This is a genomic window from Paenibacillus sp. P32E (assembly GCF_001909085.1).
GTDB classification, from domain to species: Bacteria; Bacillota; Bacilli; order Paenibacillales; family Paenibacillaceae; genus Paenibacillus_AQ; species Paenibacillus_AQ helianthi.
In genome coordinates this window covers 337415-354910 of the sequence record NZ_LVYY01000013.1, presented here as the reverse complement: position 1 = coordinate 354910, position 17496 = coordinate 337415, and the positions used below count along the sequence as shown (strand labels likewise).

Genomic DNA, 17496 nt, shown 5'->3' with positions numbered 1-17496 from the left:
ATACGAATAACGGGAGTGGATATAATGGAATTGCTGGACCCCCGGGTGGATTTTGTATTCAAAAGAATTTTTGCAAGCGAGAGTAACAAGGATGTGTTGCTGGCGTTTTTGAACCGTATTCTTATGGATGCCGGAGACGCTCCCTTGAACGAAGTGGTGCTTCTAAACCCGTATACAGATAAAGATGACCCGCTGGATAAGCAGTCAATCTTTGATATCTGGGCAAAGACGGAGGACGGAAAGCTGATCAATATCGAAATGCAGCTGTTCAACAGATATGATATGGAGAAGCGGACCTTATATTACTGGAGCAAACGCTACTCCGGCCAGTTGCAGACTGGCGGCAGGTATACAGACCTCAAAAAATGCGTAACGATTAATATCTTGAATTATAAGGTATTACCTAATGAACACACTCACAGTGTCTTTCATCTACGGGAGGACATCAGCGGTTCACGACTGACAGATGACATAGAGATCCATTTCCTGGAGCTCCCTAAGCTGAATCAGCCGGCGGTTCCGGGTGAGAGCGGTTTGGTCAATTGGCTGCTTTTTTTGAAAGGGAGCGACAATTCGAATTGGGAGGTACTGCGGATGAATGAACCAGCTTTGAGAAAGGCAATGGAAACATTGGAATTTTTAAGTCAGGATTCTGAAGCCCGGCGTAAATATGAAGACCGTCAGAAGTTTTTGCATGATGAAGCCTCGCAAAGAGACGGTGCTCAAAGAGAAGGCTTTGCTAAAGGAATGCAAGAGGGAAAACAAGAAGGGATCAAGGAAGGGATTAAAGAAGGGATCAAAGAAGGGATCAAAAAAGGCAAGAAGGAAGGCAAGAAAGAAGGCAAGAAAGAAGGTTTGAAGGAAGGCAAACTCGAAGTAGCAAAGAACCTGCTGGCTATGGGGCTGGACCTCTCATCCATACAGGCTGCTACGGGTCTGACAGAAGAAGAAATACAATCTATCTAATGAAAAACAGTATACTTAACCGAAGTCAGCCTTACAAAGGCTGGCTTTGTACAAATATTAAGAATTTATATGCTTCGCGCTATTTCTCGCTGAAACGGATACCGTCCTTAAATGGATGGTATCCGTTTTCTACTTGGTTTAGGGATAAGTTAGTGAACGCGGGCCATTAGCTCCCTATATACCTTAGCTGTTTACGCTGCTTCCAGTAGTCGGACTTTGCGAATGAGTCGCTTATTACAGTTAAGGTAGCATATAACTGGCATGACGCTATAAACCGACAAAAAAACCTCAGGTTTGCCCCCCAAGTTTAGACAGACTTTGGATGGGAGTCTTTCTATACTAATCTTATCGTCCAAATAGAGAGCCGGAACCTTGGTCTTTCGGATAGATACCACCTTACAGGCAGGTGAATCCGCTGGTTGTTTATATTGACTTGATTTTCACCGCCAATTTACTGATCGATGGTATTTTGTTGTGGCTGACAGGCTGGCTGGTCAAGCAGAAGGTCTCTTGGTGGCGGCTCATTAGTTCGGCGCTGGTTGGCGCACTGTATGTGGTGATGATGTTTGTGCCGGAGCTCTCGTTCCTGTACACCTTTATCATCAAGTTTGGATTGTCGGTAGTGATGTTGTGGATTGCTTTTGGTTTCACAAGTCTGCAAAGCTACCTTCGGGCGTTAGGGGCATTCTATATCATTAATTTTGCAGCTGCCGGGGGGATTGTCGGCGTTCACTATTTGCTGCAGAGCTCGGGCGACATCTGGAACGGGATTCTATTCACCTCCTCGGGCGGCCAAGCTTACCGGCTGAAAATCGGGTTTTGGTTCGTGCTTGCGCTTTTACCTGTGGTGCTGTTTCTCTTCAAGATGATCCATTCCTCCCGAACCCGGAGAGAGCAGCTAGAGACTTATATAGGTGAAGTTTGCGTAGAGATCGAAGGGGTGAGCGTGTCATGTCCCGGCCTGCTGGACACCGGGAACCGTCTGAACGATCCATTGACCCGGATACCAGTGATGGTGATGGAGGCTTCACTGTGGGAGGGTCATCTTCCGGCCTCCTGGAAAGGAAGGCTTACCCAGATTAGTGCCGACCAGCTTCTTCTGGAAGCGGACGGGCAGTCCTTTGCCTGGCAGGACAGATTGCGGCTTGTGCCCTATAGGGGAATCAACCGCGGAGCATCCTTTATGCTTGCGTTGAAGCCGGATCTGGTGACGATAAAGCTTGGGGAGGAGACTTTTTTTAGCAAAAGGGTCCTCATCGGGCTGGATGGCGGAACACTGTCGGGAGACGGTGCGTACCGGGCGGTCATACATCCTGACCTGACCCAAAGAGAGTCCCCTGCAAAGGCGGCGGTGCCTTCCTGAGCTCGAACAGAGTTTGTGTGCAACAACTCCGTCGTGTTGGAACAGATGTGGCGGAAGGGTCAGGGGACAAATAACTACCTCAGGGCAATGGTGTACTTCTTGAAGGAGGAACAATAATGGTTAAATGGAAGATTGTGCTGCAGCTTCAATATTACCGCATGCTTTTTCTGCTGGGGCTGAAAAGTCAGGAAATCTATTATATCGGTGGAAGCGAGGCATTGCCCCCACCCCTCACGAGAGAGGAAGAGGAGTTTCTGCTGCAGCGGCTCTCAAGCGGTGACGCGGCAGTACGAGCCATGCTGATTGAACGCAACCTGCGGCTGGTAGTCTATATTGCCCGCAAATTCGAGAACACCGGCATCAACATTGAGGATCTCGTATCCATCGGGGCGATTGGCTTGATTAAGGCTGTTAACACCTTTGATCCGGAGAAAAAAATCAAGCTTGCTACCTACGCCTCGCGCTGTATTGAAAATGAGATTCTGATGTATTTACGGCGCAACAGCAAAACCCGGAGCGAGGTTTCTTTTGATGAACCGCTGAATATCGACTGGGATGGCAACGAGCTGCTGCTCTCGGATGTGCTGGGCACAGAGAATGACACCATCTACCGTAATATTGAAGAGCAGGTGGACCGCAAGCTGCTGCAGAAGGCGCTGGAAAAGCTCAGTGAGCGGGAAAGACTGATCATGGAGCTGCGTTTCGGGCTGCGCGGCGGGGAAGAAAAAACGCAAAAGGATGTTGCCGATCTGTTGGGAATCTCCCAATCTTACATTTCACGACTGGAAAAAAGAATTATCAAGCGGCTGCGCAAAGAGTTCAACAAGATGGTGTAAGGTGAAGAGGCCAAGGAATAAAATGCCCGACCGGGGAGATAATGTACAGTAATGTTTCTCCTTGGGAGGTAAATCATCATGACCCGAAATAAAGTCGAGATTTGCGGTGTGGACACCGCCAAACTGCCCGTTCTAACGAATGTGGAAATGCGGGAATTGTTCACTTCGCTGCAGCAGCAGGGCGAGCGATCCGCCAGAGAGAAATTGGTAAACGGTAACCTTAGACTTGTGCTTAGTGTGATTCAAAGGTTCAACAACCGGGGAGAGTTCGTTGATGATCTGTTCCAGGTAGGCTGCATCGGGCTGATGAAAGCCATCGATAATTTTGATTTATCGCAAAATGTAAAGTTCTCCACCTACGCGGTACCGATGATCATTGGTGAAATCCGCAGGTATTTGCGTGACAACAACCCGATACGGGTATCGCGCTCCTTGAGGGACATTGCCTACAAAGCATTACAGGTGCGTGACAGTCTGACCAATCAGAATTCAAGGGAACCGACGATTTTTGAAATCTCAGAGGCACTTGGGGTTCCCAAAGAAGATGTGGTATTTGCTCTTGATGCTATTCAGGACCCGGTCTCTTTGTTCGAACCTATTTACCATGACGGCGGAGATCCCATTTATGTAATGGACCAGATCAGCGATGACAAGAATAAGGATGTGTCGTGGATCGAAGAAATTGCGCTCCGTGAAGCGATGCAGAGGCTGGGGCAGCGGGAGAAGCGGATTCTGTCGATGCGTTTTTTTGAAGGCAAAACCCAAATGGAGGTTGCGGACGAAATCGGTATCTCACAGGCGCAGGTTTCTCGGCTTGAAAAGTCGGCCATACAGCAGATGCAAAAGCATGTTAAGTCATAAACACACATAGCAGGATTGTCACTGGGGTGGTCTGGAAGCGTGAAAAGCGCTCCCGGAGCATCCTTTTTATGTTGGATAGCACTATTGCTAATCAATCATTAGCATGTTGCCAAGCCCGCCGGGCATATATTGGACTATACGTCTGAATGTACAGGGGTGAGGAAGTGAACGACGATTCGTTAGGCAGCAGCAAGAAAATGAAAATCTCCGATTTTCAGACGAAGGATGTGATTAATATTGTAGACGGAAAGCGGCTGGGGCAGATCAGTGATCTGGAGCTGGATCTTCGCCGCGGCGTGATTGACGCGCTCATTATCCCGGGGTATACACGTTTTATGGGACTCTTTGGAGGAGGTACGGATCTGATCATTCCCTGGCGGAATATCGTGAAGATCGGCGCTGATGTCGTCCTCGTCAAGATGGAGGAAATCCGGATGCCGCAAAATCAGGAAGAGCGGGAGACCATGTATCTGGAACGGGGAGACCGCACCGATCGGCGCACTTATTGACTGGGTGCGTTTTAAACTGCATGTTCTAAAAAAAGAAGCCAAATCCGTTTCTACATGTTTATTTTGGGGATGTATGAAGTAGGGGATTGCCAAAGCTGTTTAGCCAGCAGTTTGACCCCACTCTGTGAGGGCACATGTGGTACACTTAGGCGGAGGTGAAGATATGGAACCGTTTATTCAAAAAGGCGGCACACCTATGCTGCTTCATCTGAAACCTTGGTATGCGGTGCACGCTGAAATTACGGCAGGCTTCACAGGGAGACAGGGTGGTATAGGCAAGATGCCTTATGACAGCTTTAATTGTGCCTTTCATGTTGGGGATGAACCGGAGGATGTGCTCGGGAATCGTAAAATTCTTGCCGAGAGCCTCGGGTTTACCCTTCAGGATTGGACCTGCGGAGAGCAAACTCATGGAAAAGATATAGCAGTGGTCAGAGAGGAAGACCGCGGCCGGGGCAGTCTGGACAGAACATCGGCTTTTCTGGCAACGGATGGTTTGCTTACTAATGTGCCAGGTGTGCTGTTGACTTCATTTTATGCTGATTGTGTTCCCCTTTATTTCTATGATCCTCACAAGCAAGTAGTAGGACTCGCACATGCAGGCTGGAAAGGGACTGTAGCGGAGATTGCAGCCGCAATGGTGGCCCGTATGAAGGAAGTGTATGGCAGCCAGGCAGAGGATATTCTTGCCGGAATTGGTCCTTCCATTGGCGACTGCTGCTATGAAGTGGATGATTATGTAATGGATCATATCCACCGTCTTGAGGGGGGACTGAAGCCCGTGACACCTTCCGCTGCTCGGCAGGACCTGTACAGAACATCGGAAGCGGATAGCCGTAAAAGCATGCTGAACTTGAAAGAAATGAATCGACGCATTATGATTAAAGCAGGAATATTGCCGACTCATATCGAATGTACATCATGGTGTACAAGCTGTAATCAGGATCTGTTCTTTTCATACCGGAAGGAAAACGGAGTTACAGGAAGAATGACGAGCTGGATCGGAATAAAGGAGAGCTGAACGTTGACACTGCAGGAAAGAATAGCCGGGGTAGAGGAACGTGTAGCACGGGCCTGTGCGGCAAGTGGCCGGGATGTGGCGGACGTCAAGGTTATCGCAGTGACGAAATATGTGTCTCTGGAAACGGTATCCGCTGTGCTGGATGCAGGCCTTGAAGATATCGCCGAGTCCCGCTGGCAGGACGCCGAACCGAAATGGAACGCCCTGGGGCATAAGGGAACCTGGCATTTCATCGGACATTTGCAGACCAATAAAGTTAAGGATGTTATCGGTAAATTTCAATATATACACTCGCTCGACCGCCTGACATTGGCGCGGGAACTGCACAAAAAGGCTGAAGCGGCAGGAATTACCGTCAATGTCTTTCTGCAGGTGAACATCTCAGGAGAAGACACCAAATTTGGTCTTGCTCCTGAGGAGGTGCCAGGTTTTCTGCGTGATATTGCTGCTCTGCACCGCGTAAAGGTCATCGGACTGATGACTATGGCGCCTTATGAAGCGGAACCGGAGCAGACTCGTCCTGTCTTCCGCGGACTTAGAGAACTCCGTGATGAGCTGAATCTGCTCGCTTTGACACCTGAGCCTATACAAGAGCTGTCCATGGGAATGTCGAATGATTTTGAAGTGGCGATAGAGGAAGGAGCCACCCGGGTGCGCCTGGGAACGGTATTAGTAGGTCATGAGGAGGGAGAATGATGGGCGTGATGAACCGTTTTATGAGTTTTTTGGGCTTGCAGGAGGAAGAGGAGATTGTAGAGCGGGAGCAAATATCTCGCGATGAAGATGAGTACGAGCCCGCCCCTGTAGAAACCCGCAAAAATCAGCGGGCGAACGTCGTCAGTATTCATTCCCAAAAGAATGTAAAAGTCGTGCTGTATGAGCCCCGCTCTTATGAAGAAGCTCAGGAAATTGCTGACCATCTCCGGGCCCACCGCACGGTGGTAATCAATCTGCAGCGTGTAAGAAATGACCAGGCGATGCGGATCATTGATTTTCTCAGCGGAACTGTTTATGCCCTGGGTGGAGGAATCTCCAAAATTGGGGGCAATATATTCATGTGCACCCCGGATACTGTTGAAATTCAAGGCTCCATTTCGGAGATTCTGGGTGAGGATCAAGACTACAACAGAATGAGGTGAACGGGCTTTGTCCCAAATCAATCTAATTATTGATATTCTATACAACATCTACTTTGTAATGATCATTTTCTACGTCCTCATGTCCTGGCTGCCGAATGTACGGGACAGCTTCATCGGAGAACTGCTTGGCAAGCTGGTGGAACCGTATCTGTCACCGTTCCGCCGGTTTATCCCGGCGTTGTTCGGCACAATTGATATCTCCCCGATTATTGCACTGTTCGTGCTGGAATTTGCGAAAACCGGATTGCAGTACATTGTGGCATATGTATTTTAGGCTGCTGCGATGAAGAATGAAATTTACGGACATTTCCACCCTGATGAACGACAATTTGTGGACAAGGCCTGGGAATGGGTTACCTCTGCAGGAGAATACCACGAAACCAAGCTGACTGAATTTTTAGATCCCCGCCAAGGTTTTATTCTGCAGACACTTGTGAACCGTCATCCCGATGTAGCCGTAAGGTGGGAGGGGGGAACCGAGGAAGCTGAACGGAAGCGTGCCTTGGTGGCTCCCGATTACCGGGACCTTGAGGAAGAGGATATGGAGCTGAGGGTGCTCGCGATTTCCTCGGGAGAACAGAAATTCCTCGAATTGGAACATGGCGACTATATGGGGGCAATCCTTGGCCTGGGAATCAAAAGAGGCAAAATTGGCGATATTCATGTGCTTCCGGATGGTTGCCATGTAGTCGTCGCTGAGGATATTGCCAATTATTTAGCGATGAATCTGATCGGTGTGCACCGGATCAATGTCAGTACAGAGATTTTACCGTTGTCCAGTCTGCGAAGTAGCAGTGTTAAGCTGGAGAAACTGGAGCTTACGGTAGCTTCGCTACGGCTAGACGGTATTGCTGCAGATGTGACCCGGCTTAGCCGGAGCAAAATTCTTGCTCCCATCAAAGCAGGCCGCGTCCGTGTCAACTGGAAGGTAGAGGAAGATCCTTCCTGCGGGCTTAAGGACGGTGATATGGTCTCGATTCAGGGTTTTGGACGCTTCAAGGTTCTGGAAATCGGGAGTCTGACCAAAAAAGGCCGTTACCGGGTGCAGGTTGGCAAATTTGTCTGAATTTCATGCAGGAATCCGGCACGGCTTGTCGAAATTGAATATCTCTATAGGGAGACAAACATTTTGCAAGCTGGACGCCGATACTTGTAGAAGAGGCGGACTGTAACCGCGGGTACCGGATGAAATTCGGCGATCCGCGAATACTTGAACTATATAAGGACATATAGTAATATCCTATGCCCGAACATATAGTTCTCGCAGATACGGATACCTGAAAGCGATACATCATATCGCTGCTTAGGGAGCATAAGCTTTTTAAAGGCCAGCGAAACCGTTCCCACTTGAATACAGTCTTTCCTCTTTGTCTTCGGACAAATTAAGGTTCAGGGGCACAAGAGGTCCGAAATTTCTAGGAGGTGCACAGCATGCCATTAACACCGCTCGATATACATAACAAGGAATTCTCCCGGAGAATCCGCGGTTATGATGAGGACGAGGTCAACGAATTTCTGGATCAGGTGATCAAGGATTATGAGAGCGTCATCCGTGAGAACAAAGAGCTGCACAATCAGCTGTTGTCCATTCAGGAGCGGCTTGATCATTTTGTGAATATTGAAGAGAGTTTGTCCAAAACCATTCTCGTTGCTCAGGAAGCTGCAGATGATGTGAAGAACAACTCCAAGAAGGAATCACAGCTGATTATCAAGGAAGCAGAGAAAAACGCCGACCGGATTATCAACGAAGCACTGTCCAAATCCCGCAAGGTAGCGATCGAGACTGAAGAACTGCGCAAGCAGGCCTCGATCTACCGTACCCGGTTCCGGACACTGCTCGAAGCTCAGCTGGAGCTGCTGTCCACAGATGACTGGAATGCCCTGGAAAGTCGTGAAGTGAGTGAGAATACGCTCTGAATAACAGACGGTTCTCTTCAAGATTGACATTTTCACTTAAAACGTCTATAACTAGAACATATCTGTAATCTGTTCATATCTATTCGATGACGGGACAAGTACGATGAGGTAACGTTCTCCAGAGAGTCGGCGATTGCTGTAAGCCGATGTTCATGCCTTGCTCGGAAGATCTTCCCCTAGAAGCTAAGCTGAAGCGTTAACCACGTGTGTAAGCTTAAGCCGTCTGCCGGACGTTATCCCGGACCTGCGTGGCTATCTTTACGCAGAACTGAGATTGTGCTGAATAACACTCCCCTTAAGGATGTGCATGAGGCGCAGAATTAGGGTGGTATCGCGAGCGTCGTCTCGCCCCTTTGGGGCGGGTCGACGCTTTATTTATGTTTACATCCCCCTAAATCCCCCTTCCAAGGGGGACCCCAAGGGCTGGCCGCCCTCTGGACACCCGCAACAAGGGATTATCGAGGAAAGATGGACGTCCGCGGAAGGGAAAGGATTTGTTCGGCGGGGGAACGGCCCTTCTTAGGCTCCCCATGCGGGGACGCCTGCAGGGCCTTACATGCGACCAGGGCGAAGAGCCAAACAAGCGCGGCGGGCTTCGCCCCACGCCGCCAAGGCTCCCGGCCAAGAGCTGCCCTACGGGTTCGCGGGCCGGAACGCCAAGAACTTCCGGCCCAGAGCTGCCCTACGGGTTCGCAGGCCGGAACGCCAAGAACTCCCGGCCCAGCGCTACCCTGCGGGTTCGCGGGCCGGAACGCCAAGGCTCCCGGCCCAGAGCTGCCCTGCGGGTTCGCGGGCCGGAACGCTAAGAACTCCCGGCCCAGCGCTGCCCTACGGGTTCGCGGGCCGGAACGCCAAGAACTCCCGGCCCAGAGCTGCCCTAACGGGTTCGCGGGCCGGAACGCCTGAGGTAGAGCGTGCCGCTTGCGGCGACAAGCGGGCACTACAGCCACATTAGATCAAAACCCGCCTCTCCCCTGGAAATAGACAATATTCCAGGTGTCCAGAGGGCGGAGCCCTTGGAGCCCTCCCTTGGCTAAGGGAGGGTTTGGGAGGGATCGAAAAGATTCGAAAAGGTTTAAGACCAAACCACGGAAGGATTGACCGATCATGCAAAAAGTAGATGTCAGAGAAAAAGCACGGGCCAGAGACGTCCGTATCTTGAAGAAATGGAGCGACGAAAATACGTTCCGCAGATCTATGGAGAACCGTGAAGGCCGCCCGAATTATGTATTCTACGAAGGTCCGCCGACGGCAAACGGTGTGCCGCATATCGGGCACGTGCTGGGCCGGGTTATCAAAGACTTTGTCGGCCGCTACCAGACAATGAAAGGCTACCGGGTGGTGCGCAAGGCGGGCTGGGATACTCATGGCCTGCCGGTAGAACTCGGCGTACAGAAGAAGCTGGGTATCTCTGGTAAGCAGGATATTGAAGAATATGGTGTGGAGAAGTTTATCAAGGAGTGCAAGGAAAGTGTCTTCGGATACGAGAAACAGTGGCGCGAGTTCACGGAAGCCATCGGTTACTGGACCGATCTCGATAATCCTTATGTAACCTTGGACAATACGTACATTGAAAGTGTATGGAACATCCTCGCTACGGTTCATGAGAAAGGGCTGCTGTACCGCGGACACCGCGTAAGCCCGTATTGCCCAAGCTGTCAGACGACACTAAGCTCGCATGAAGTGGCACAGGGCTACAAGACAGTCAAAGATCTCAGTGCAACGGCTAAGTTCAAGCTGGAGGGCAGCGGAGACTATGTATTAGCATGGACGACTACACCTTGGACCCTTCCAGCACATATGGCGCTGGCGATGAATCCGGATATGGAATATGTACGTGCCCAGCAGGAAGACGGCGTATATATCCTGGCGAAGAATCTTGTGGATGAAGTACTGAAAGGTGATTACACGGTCCTGTCCACACACAAGGGAACAGATTTCATCGGACAGAGCTATACACCGCCATTCGGATACATCAAGGCGGAGAAACACAATGTAATCGTAGGCGCATCTTTCGTTACAGATTCCAGTGGTACCGGGATCGTACACATGGCTCCGGCTCATGGGGAAGATGACTATAAGAGCTGCCGCGATAATGGTATCAGCTTCGTGAATGTGGTGGATACATCCGGGAAATATACCGATGTGGTTTCTGATTTTGCCGGACGGTTTGTGAAGGATTGCGATCTGGATATCGTGAAGGTGCTCTCTGAGAGAGGGCTGCTGTACAGCAAAGAGAAATACGAGCACAGCTATCCGTTCTGCTGGCGCTGCGATACTCCGCTGCTGTACTATGCAACAGATAGCTGGTTTATCCAAACGACTGCAATCAAGGACCAGCTCATCGCGAACAACAACAGTGTGGATTGGTACCCGGAACATGTGCGTGATGGCCGCTTCGGCAAATTCCTGGAGGAACTGGTGGATTGGAACATCAGCCGTAACCGCTATTGGGGAACTCCGCTGAATATCTGGGTCTGCCAGGATACAGGCAAGGAATTTGCGCCGCACAGCATCGCTGAGCTGAGATCGATGGCGATAGGCGAGGTGCCTGAAGATATCGAGCTGCACAAGCCTTACGTAGACAACATCAAGCTGCGCAGTCCGTTCAGCGAAGGCGGAGAGATGGTGCGGACCCCCGAGGTCATCGACGTATGGTTTGACAGCGGCTCGATGCCGTTCGCCCAAAGCCACTATCCTTTTGAGAATGAAGATAGGTTCGAGGATCAGTATCCGGCAGACATGATCTGCGAAGGGATTGACCAGACACGCGGCTGGTTCTACAGCTTGCTCGCCGTGTCGACGTTGTTCAAGGGCAAAGCACCGTACAAGGCAGTTATTGCCCACGGCCACATCTTCGATGAGAATGGTCAAAAAATGTCCAAATCCAAAGGCAACGTTATTGATCCTTGGGAAATCATGAACGAATACGGCACGGACGCATTCCGCTGGGCGATCCTCTCCGACAGCGCGCCATGGAATAATAAACGCTTCTCGCGCGGCTTGGTGGGTGAGACCAAATCCAAAATTGTGGATACACTGGTCAATACCCATGCATTCCTTACGCTGTATGCCGGCATTGACGGTTACGACCCGGCAGATCACCCGTTCAAAGTGTCAGAGCATAAGCTGGACCGCTGGATTCTCTCCCGCTTGAACAGCCTGATTCTCGTAGTGGACAAAGGCCTGGCTATTAACGATTTTGTCAATACGTCCAGGGCTGTTGAGAATTTTGTGGATGAGCTGAGTAATTGGTATATCCGCCGTTCCCGTGACCGTTTCTGGGGCAGCGGCCTGGGTGAAGAGAAGCTTGATGCCTACCGCACATTGACGCATGTCCTGCTGACTACAGCCACACTGATGGCACCTTTTACACCAATGCTGTCCGAGGATATCTTTACGAACCTGGGTGGCGGCGAAAGCGTGCATTTGGCTGACTATCCGGTGGCGGATGAGAGTCTGATTGATCTTGAACTGGAGCAGGATATGGAGAGTGCAAGACAAATCGTTGAACTGGCCCGCAATGTTCGGAATGAGTCGGGCATCAAGACACGTCAGCCGTTGTCCGAGCTGATTGTATCCATCGACCGCAGCTTCCACGTAGCCGATTATGAAGACATCATCAAAGAAGAGATCAACGTGAAAGAGATTGTGGTCGAGAGCAGCGACAGCGGATTCGTTGATTTTACATTGAAGCTTAACCTCAAGGTAGCCGGTAAAAAATACGGTAAAAATGTCGGCTTCCTCCAGGGCTTCCTGAAGGCACTGGACAGTGAAGCTACCCGCAAAACGGTACAGGAGGGTGTCATTGCCATCGTCTCTCCGGAAGGGGAGGAACTACAGATCACCGCTGAAGAGCTGCTTGTAGAGAAACAGGCCAAATCTGGCTTTGCCTCGGCTTCCGGGTACGGTCTCACTGTAGCGTTGAATACAGAGATCACGCCTGAACTGGTGCAGGAAGGCTGGGTGCGTGAGATTGTGCGGGCGGTTCAGGATTACCGTAAACGTCTGGATCTGCCAATCGATAAACGGATTGCATTGACACTCAAGTTAGACGACGAGCTCAAAGCTGCGGCCTTGGCATTTGAACATGTGCTTCGTGAGAATGTACTTGTAACTACGGTTGATTTTGATGGAGAGCAACCCTTTGAGACTGTAGATGCCGGCGGCAAATCGATCGGAATGCACATCGAAGCCTAAAGCCCTGCATGACCTGTCCCCAACTGGCATATACTAGCGGCAAAGGAAAAGGTTCTAGGGGTTAGCAGCAAAATGACGAGCCCGGTACTTAAGGAGAGTTTTCTCTCTTTTGACCGGGCTCGTTTGTGTGGACCCTGTAGGACGCTAGGGAGGAGTCAATGCCATGGAGGGACGGGAAGGGGACAAGCACCGGTTCGGGAGATCCGGGAGAATCTCCATCAGAACATCAGAGGCTGGCAGAAGTTCGAACGGCATCAAGGAGAATCCATATGACATTCCGCAGGAAGAAAAGCTGAATGCCATCTACCGGCTGACATCGGGATTAGTCCAGCAAATGGAGAAAGCGAGGATTGCTGAGTACACGCAGCTCCTGAATTCACCCTGGCGTCTGATTTGGCTGAATGTATTGTCGGGAACAGCGCGGGGACTGGGGATCGCGCTGGGTTTTACCTTTTTTGCAGCGACCATTATTTACGTGCTTCAGGTTCTTGGAGCACTTAATCTGCCGATCATCGGTGATTACATTGCAGATATCGTGCGGATCGTCCAGCATCAGCTGGAGCTGAAGACTTTCTAAGGAAGATCATACCTGAAAATAGTAAAGAGTAGCCCGCGGGCTACTCCCTTTGCTTTTTGGCCTGAGGATCAAGCAGGTAGCTTCCTTCTTCACTGTCCATATAATGGCGGTAGCTTGATCCCTTAATAACCATCGTATGGTTTCCGGCAATGTCGGTGGCGATAAAGTTTTCCCAAGGCTCTACGAAGCCCTCAGTTTCGTCAGCTTCAATCTCCATATCATTATAAGAGGAAATATCATTGCCTTCGGCCATGGCGGGTGAATTGGAACTGCCCCAGCTCTCCACGATCTGCCAGGCATCTTCACCGTCGAATCCGTTCTGCTCATGTTCATCCAGACTGGTGCGCCCGAACGGCGGGAATAGAAATTCCTCTTCTGCAGGCCTAGTAAAGGGCGAGCTTTGTCGGGGATTATGCTCTTTACAGAAGCGGGTAAGCGGTACGGCATCTAAACGTTCAAGAGGAATCGCTTCGCCGCAGACTGCACAGATTCCATATGTTCCTTTATCCATGGCAGCCAGGGCGGCAGCGATGTCATCAAGTTCATGCTCATCACGCTCCAGCAGTGAAATATCCATGGACCGGTGATACAGCTCCGTAGCGGCATCGCCTGGATGGTTGTCGATCTCGGTCAGGTCTCCCGTCATGTCACGCATGGAGTCCTGCAGCCCGTAATGCGCATTGTTTTTTAGTCTATGCTGGATATCTTCCCGCTGCTGAATGACCGCAGCCCGCAGCTTTGAGAGCTGCTCTGCTGACAGATGGCTCATGGGTGTTAGCTCCTTTCGTGTCGCTTCCTTAGCATCGTACATTTCCAAACGGTTTCGGATGCTTCTTGGATAGGTTGACCGGAGAGCCGGCTTTTTAGCGATGGCAAATCCTCCCCGGTTTGGAGAGAGTGGCTATGTCCTTGCAATAGACGGCTTCTTGAGGCCTGTGCTACAATATACAAGTCTTTATACAGTATTCGTACCGCTTTCAGCGGGGAAAATAAGAACGGAGTGACAACTTCTGTGGTGTACTATCTGATAGCGCTAATCGTATTTTTGGTGGACCAGGGTACCAAGTATTTAATTGCTACCCGGATGGAGCTCGCGGAGCAGATCCCGGTAATCAAGGATTTTTTCATCATTACCTCCCACCGCAATCAAGGAGCGGCTTTTGGTATTCTTCAGGGACAGCAATGGTTCTTTTTTCTAATTACCGTTATAGTGGTTGCCGGAATCGTCTGGTATTTGAACAAGGCCAGAGCGACCCGGAAGCTGCTGCCCACTGCACTGGCACTGGTGCTTGGCGGAGCCGTAGGCAATTTTTTGGACCGGCTGTTGAACGGAGAGGTTGTTGACTTCCTGATGTTCAATTTCGGCAGCTACACCTTTCCAATCTTTAACGTAGCCGACTCGTGCATTGTTGTCGGTGTGGCGCTGATTATTCTGGATACTCTGCGTGATATGAAGAGCGGAGATGAAATCACCGAAGTGAAGGAAACCAAGGAAGTTAAGGAAGGGAATGAATGATTTGAATAAGGACGTCAATGAGCAGGCGGCAACCGGCGCCTTCGAAGAAGATAAGGACGTCACCGAATGGATTGTTGCCGGAGCAAATGCCCGGGAACGGATTGATAAATATATTACGGAGTCCTGGGAAGAAGAGGTTTCCCGCTCACAGGTGCAGCTGTGGATCAGCGGCGGACATGTAACCGTTAACGGTGCCCCGGTCAAAGCGAATTACAAGCTGACCGAAGGTGATGTGGTTGGGGTTACTGTACCTGAAGCAGAGGTTACGGATCTGATTGCTGAAGATATTCCGCTTGAAGTAGCGTATGAAGACAGCGATGTTATCGTAGTGAACAAACCGCGCGGAATGGTGGTCCATCCGGCAGTGGGTCATCCTTCCGGGACCCTGGTCAATGCGCTGATGTACCACTGCAAGGATCTGTCTGGCATTAACGGCGAGATTCGTCCGGGTATTGTACATCGTATCGACAAGGACACCTCAGGACTGATTATGGCTGCCAAAAATGATGCCAGTCACGCCTCGCTCGCAGCCCAGCTTAAGGAGCATAGTGTAACCCGCCGCTACATAGCTGTAGTGCACGGAAATCTGTCTCATGACAAGGGTACGGTTGATGCCCCCATTGGCCGTGATCCGCATGACCGCAAGCTCTATATTGTAACGGAGAAGAACAGCAAACGTTCCGTGACTCATTTTACCGTATTGGAGCGTTTTGGTGATTATACTCTGCTGGAACTGCAGCTGGAGACTGGCCGTACGCATCAGATTCGGGTGCACATGAAGTTTATCGGTCATCCTCTGGTCGGAGATCCAATCTATGGACGCAGCAAAGGAACAACCATGAACGGACAAGCCTTGCATGCCGCTATTCTGGGATTTGTGCATCCTTCTACTGGTGAATATATGGAATACAGTGCGCCGATTCCGGCGGATATGGAAGAAGTGCTATTTACTCTGCGCAGCAGATAAGTACAAATCAAGTGATTATAAATCCATGGTTTTGAAGGCGGATTTACGTCATATTTAAGTCATGGGAACAAGCAGACACGGTTTTACTGTCCTTACAGAGAGCCAATGTTTTTATTTTAAAATTAGCCAGGAGATGAAACGTAAATTATGAGTATTGAACAATATCAGGAGACCTTCATTCAGACTAATTTTGCAGACCGCATCGGCGGCGCGAACTATGGCAAAGATACAGCCATCTATAAATTTGAAAAAATCAAACGCGCCAAAGCATCGGCGAAACAGGATTTCCCGAATATTGAGCTGATTGATATGGGTGTCGGTGAACCCGATGAAATGGCGGATGAAGGCATTGTTGCTAAACTCGCTGAAGAAGCAGCCAAAGAAGAAAATCGCGGGTATTCTGACAACGGGATTCCTGAGTTCAAGGCCGCAGCAGCAGCTTACCTTAAGGAAGTTTTCCGTGTGGACGGCATTGATCCTGTAACCGAGGTTGTCCACTCCATTGGTTCGAAGCCGGCGCTGGCGATGCTGCCGTCCTGCTTCATTAACCCGGGTGACATTACCATTATGACGGTTCCGGGCTATCCGGTCCTGGGTACCCATACCAAATATCTGGGTGGGCAAGTATTCACGGTGGAGCTCAAGAAGGAGAATCATTTCCTGCCGGACCTTAACTCCATTCCGGAGGATGTCGCCCGCAAGGCAAAGCTGTTATACCTGAACTATCCTAATAATCCAACGGGCGCTAGTGCGACTCCTGAATTCTTCAGCGAGGTTGTAGCCTGGGCGAAGAAATATGATGTAGTTGTAATCCACGATGCTCCGTATTCTGCTTTGACCTATGACGGGAAGAAGCCGCTCAGCTTCTTGTCTGTACCTGGCGCTAAAGATGTCGGTGTAGAACTTCACTCCCTGTCCAAGTCCTACAACATGACAGGCTGGAGAATCGGGTTCGTAGCCGGTAATCCGCTGGTAGTCAAAGCGTTCAGTGATGTGAAGGACAACAATGACTCCGGTCAATTCATCGCTATTCAAAAGGCAGCAGCCTATGGTCTGGCTCATCCGGAGATTACTGAAGCGATTGCCGCCAAGTATTCCCGCCGCCATAACATGCTGGTAGACGCGCTGAATAGTCTTGGCTTCTCCGCAGAGAAACCCAAAGGATCTTTTTTCCTTTATGTGGCTGCTCCAAAAGGGATCAAAGGCGGACGCCGCTTTGAATCCGGCGAAGACTTCTCGCAGTTCCTGATCCGCGAGAAACTGATCTCCACTGTGCCTTGGGATGATGCCGGCCCATTCGTACGCTTCTCTGTAACCTTCATCGCCAAAGGTGAAGAAGAAGAGAAACGTGTCATTTCCGAAATTCAAAGACGTCTTAGCGACGTTGAATTCGAATTTTAATTGATTTGGTTCCTGAAAAGCTGCCGTGGAGAAATCTGCGGCGGTTTTTTTGCTTCTATCTCTTGAACTAGAAAGACAAATTGTATGGTGTAAGTAGTGGATGGGAAGTTTGGAACTGTAGGAGCGGAGCGTCCGCCTTTAGGTTTGGATTTTAACCGCAGACAGCGGAACAAATTCAAAAAATCCAAACCTAACAGCGGCCGGAAGTCCAAACATTCCCTGC

The 17496-nt window shown here is 50.2% G+C and carries 17 protein-coding genes and 1 other annotated feature; of the genes, 16 read left to right on the top strand and 1 reads right to left on the bottom strand.

What is annotated here, in order from left to right:
* The first annotated feature begins 24 nt into the window (after positions 1-24).
* The 13 genes from A3848_RS14605 (at position 25) to A3848_RS14545 (ending at position 13389) form a co-directional block, all read left to right on the top strand.
* Positions 25-966 (top strand): Rpn family recombination-promoting nuclease/putative transposase, encoded by a 942-nt coding sequence (locus tag A3848_RS14605; RefSeq protein ID WP_074085645.1) that lies wholly within the window; start codon positions 25-27, stop codon positions 964-966.
* 406 nt (positions 967-1372) lie between these two features.
* On the top strand, positions 1373-2329 hold the full coding sequence (gene spoIIGA / locus A3848_RS14600) for a sigma-E processing peptidase SpoIIGA (protein ID WP_178382003.1): 957 nt from the start codon (positions 1373-1375) through the stop codon (positions 2327-2329).
* A gap of 113 nt (positions 2330-2442) precedes the next feature.
* Positions 2443-3165 carry an RNA polymerase sporulation sigma factor SigE gene (gene sigE / locus A3848_RS14595; protein WP_074085644.1) on the top strand — a complete coding sequence of 241 codons (723 nt, stop codon included), beginning with the start codon at positions 2443-2445 and terminating at the stop codon, positions 3163-3165.
* 78 nt (positions 3166-3243) lie between these two features.
* Complete coding sequence (gene sigG / locus A3848_RS14590) at positions 3244-4026, top strand: RNA polymerase sporulation sigma factor SigG (protein WP_019909334.1); 783 nt, start codon at positions 3244-3246, stop codon at positions 4024-4026.
* Positions 4027-4223: 197 nt separating this feature from the next.
* A complete protein-coding gene (locus A3848_RS14585) occupies positions 4224-4535 on the top strand; it encodes a YlmC/YmxH family sporulation protein (protein WP_074085751.1) in 312 nt (103 codons plus the stop codon).
* 163 nt (positions 4536-4698) lie between these two features.
* Entirely contained in the window at positions 4699-5556 is an 858-nt protein-coding gene (pgeF, locus tag A3848_RS14580; protein ID WP_074085643.1) for a peptidoglycan editing factor PgeF, read from the top strand.
* A gap of 3 nt (positions 5557-5559) precedes the next feature.
* On the top strand, positions 5560-6252 hold the full coding sequence (locus A3848_RS14575) for a YggS family pyridoxal phosphate-dependent enzyme (protein WP_074085642.1): 693 nt from the start codon (positions 5560-5562) through the stop codon (positions 6250-6252).
* Positions 6252-6695, top strand: a complete 444-nt coding sequence (locus A3848_RS14570; RefSeq protein WP_074085641.1) for a cell division protein SepF — start codon at positions 6252-6254, stop codon at positions 6693-6695. Before A3848_RS14575 ends, A3848_RS14570 begins: the two co-directional genes overlap by 1 nt.
* Positions 6696-6702: 7 nt before the next feature.
* Positions 6703-6969, top strand: a complete 267-nt coding sequence (locus tag A3848_RS14565) for a YggT family protein (protein WP_074085640.1) — start codon at positions 6703-6705, stop codon at positions 6967-6969.
* A gap of 9 nt (positions 6970-6978) precedes the next feature.
* Positions 6979-7761, top strand: a complete 783-nt coding sequence (locus A3848_RS14560) for a YlmH family RNA-binding protein (protein WP_074085639.1) — start codon at positions 6979-6981, stop codon at positions 7759-7761.
* Positions 7762-8126: 365 nt separating this feature from the next.
* Entirely contained in the window at positions 8127-8612 is a 486-nt protein-coding gene (locus tag A3848_RS14555; protein WP_074085638.1) for a DivIVA domain-containing protein, read from the top strand.
* A 77-nt stretch (positions 8613-8689) separates the two neighbouring features.
* Positions 8690-8968: a binding site (T-box leader), on the top strand.
* 751 nt (positions 8969-9719) lie between these two features.
* Positions 9720-12812: an isoleucine--tRNA ligase gene (ileS, locus tag A3848_RS14550; RefSeq protein WP_074085637.1), complete on the top strand. Its 3093-nt coding sequence runs from the start codon at positions 9720-9722 to the stop codon at positions 12810-12812.
* A 163-nt stretch (positions 12813-12975) separates the two neighbouring features.
* Complete coding sequence (locus A3848_RS14545; RefSeq protein ID WP_256701872.1) at positions 12976-13389, top strand: DUF5665 domain-containing protein; 414 nt, start codon at positions 12976-12978, stop codon at positions 13387-13389.
* Positions 13390-13429: 40 nt separating this feature from the next.
* Here A3848_RS14545 and A3848_RS14540 read toward each other — a convergent pair whose 3' ends face one another.
* Positions 13430-14158, bottom strand: a complete 729-nt coding sequence (locus tag A3848_RS14540; RefSeq protein WP_074085636.1) for a TraR/DksA C4-type zinc finger protein — start codon at positions 14156-14158, stop codon at positions 13430-13432.
* A gap of 243 nt (positions 14159-14401) precedes the next feature.
* Here A3848_RS14540 and lspA point away from each other — a divergent pair, with 243 nt between their 5' ends.
* The 3 genes from lspA to A3848_RS14525 all read left to right on the top strand — a co-directional run bounded on the left by lspA (position 14402) and on the right by A3848_RS14525 (position 17273).
* A complete protein-coding gene (lspA, locus tag A3848_RS14535; RefSeq protein ID WP_074085635.1) occupies positions 14402-14905 on the top strand; it encodes a signal peptidase II in 504 nt (167 codons plus the stop codon).
* Positions 14898-15872: an RluA family pseudouridine synthase gene (locus A3848_RS14530; protein WP_074085634.1), complete on the top strand. Its 975-nt coding sequence runs from the start codon at positions 14898-14900 to the stop codon at positions 15870-15872. Before lspA ends, A3848_RS14530 begins: the two co-directional genes overlap by 8 nt.
* Positions 15873-16019: 147 nt before the next feature.
* Positions 16020-17273, top strand: coding sequence for an LL-diaminopimelate aminotransferase (locus tag A3848_RS14525; RefSeq protein WP_074085633.1), 1254 nt, complete (start codon positions 16020-16022; stop codon positions 17271-17273).
* Positions 17274-17496 lie beyond the last annotated feature (223 nt).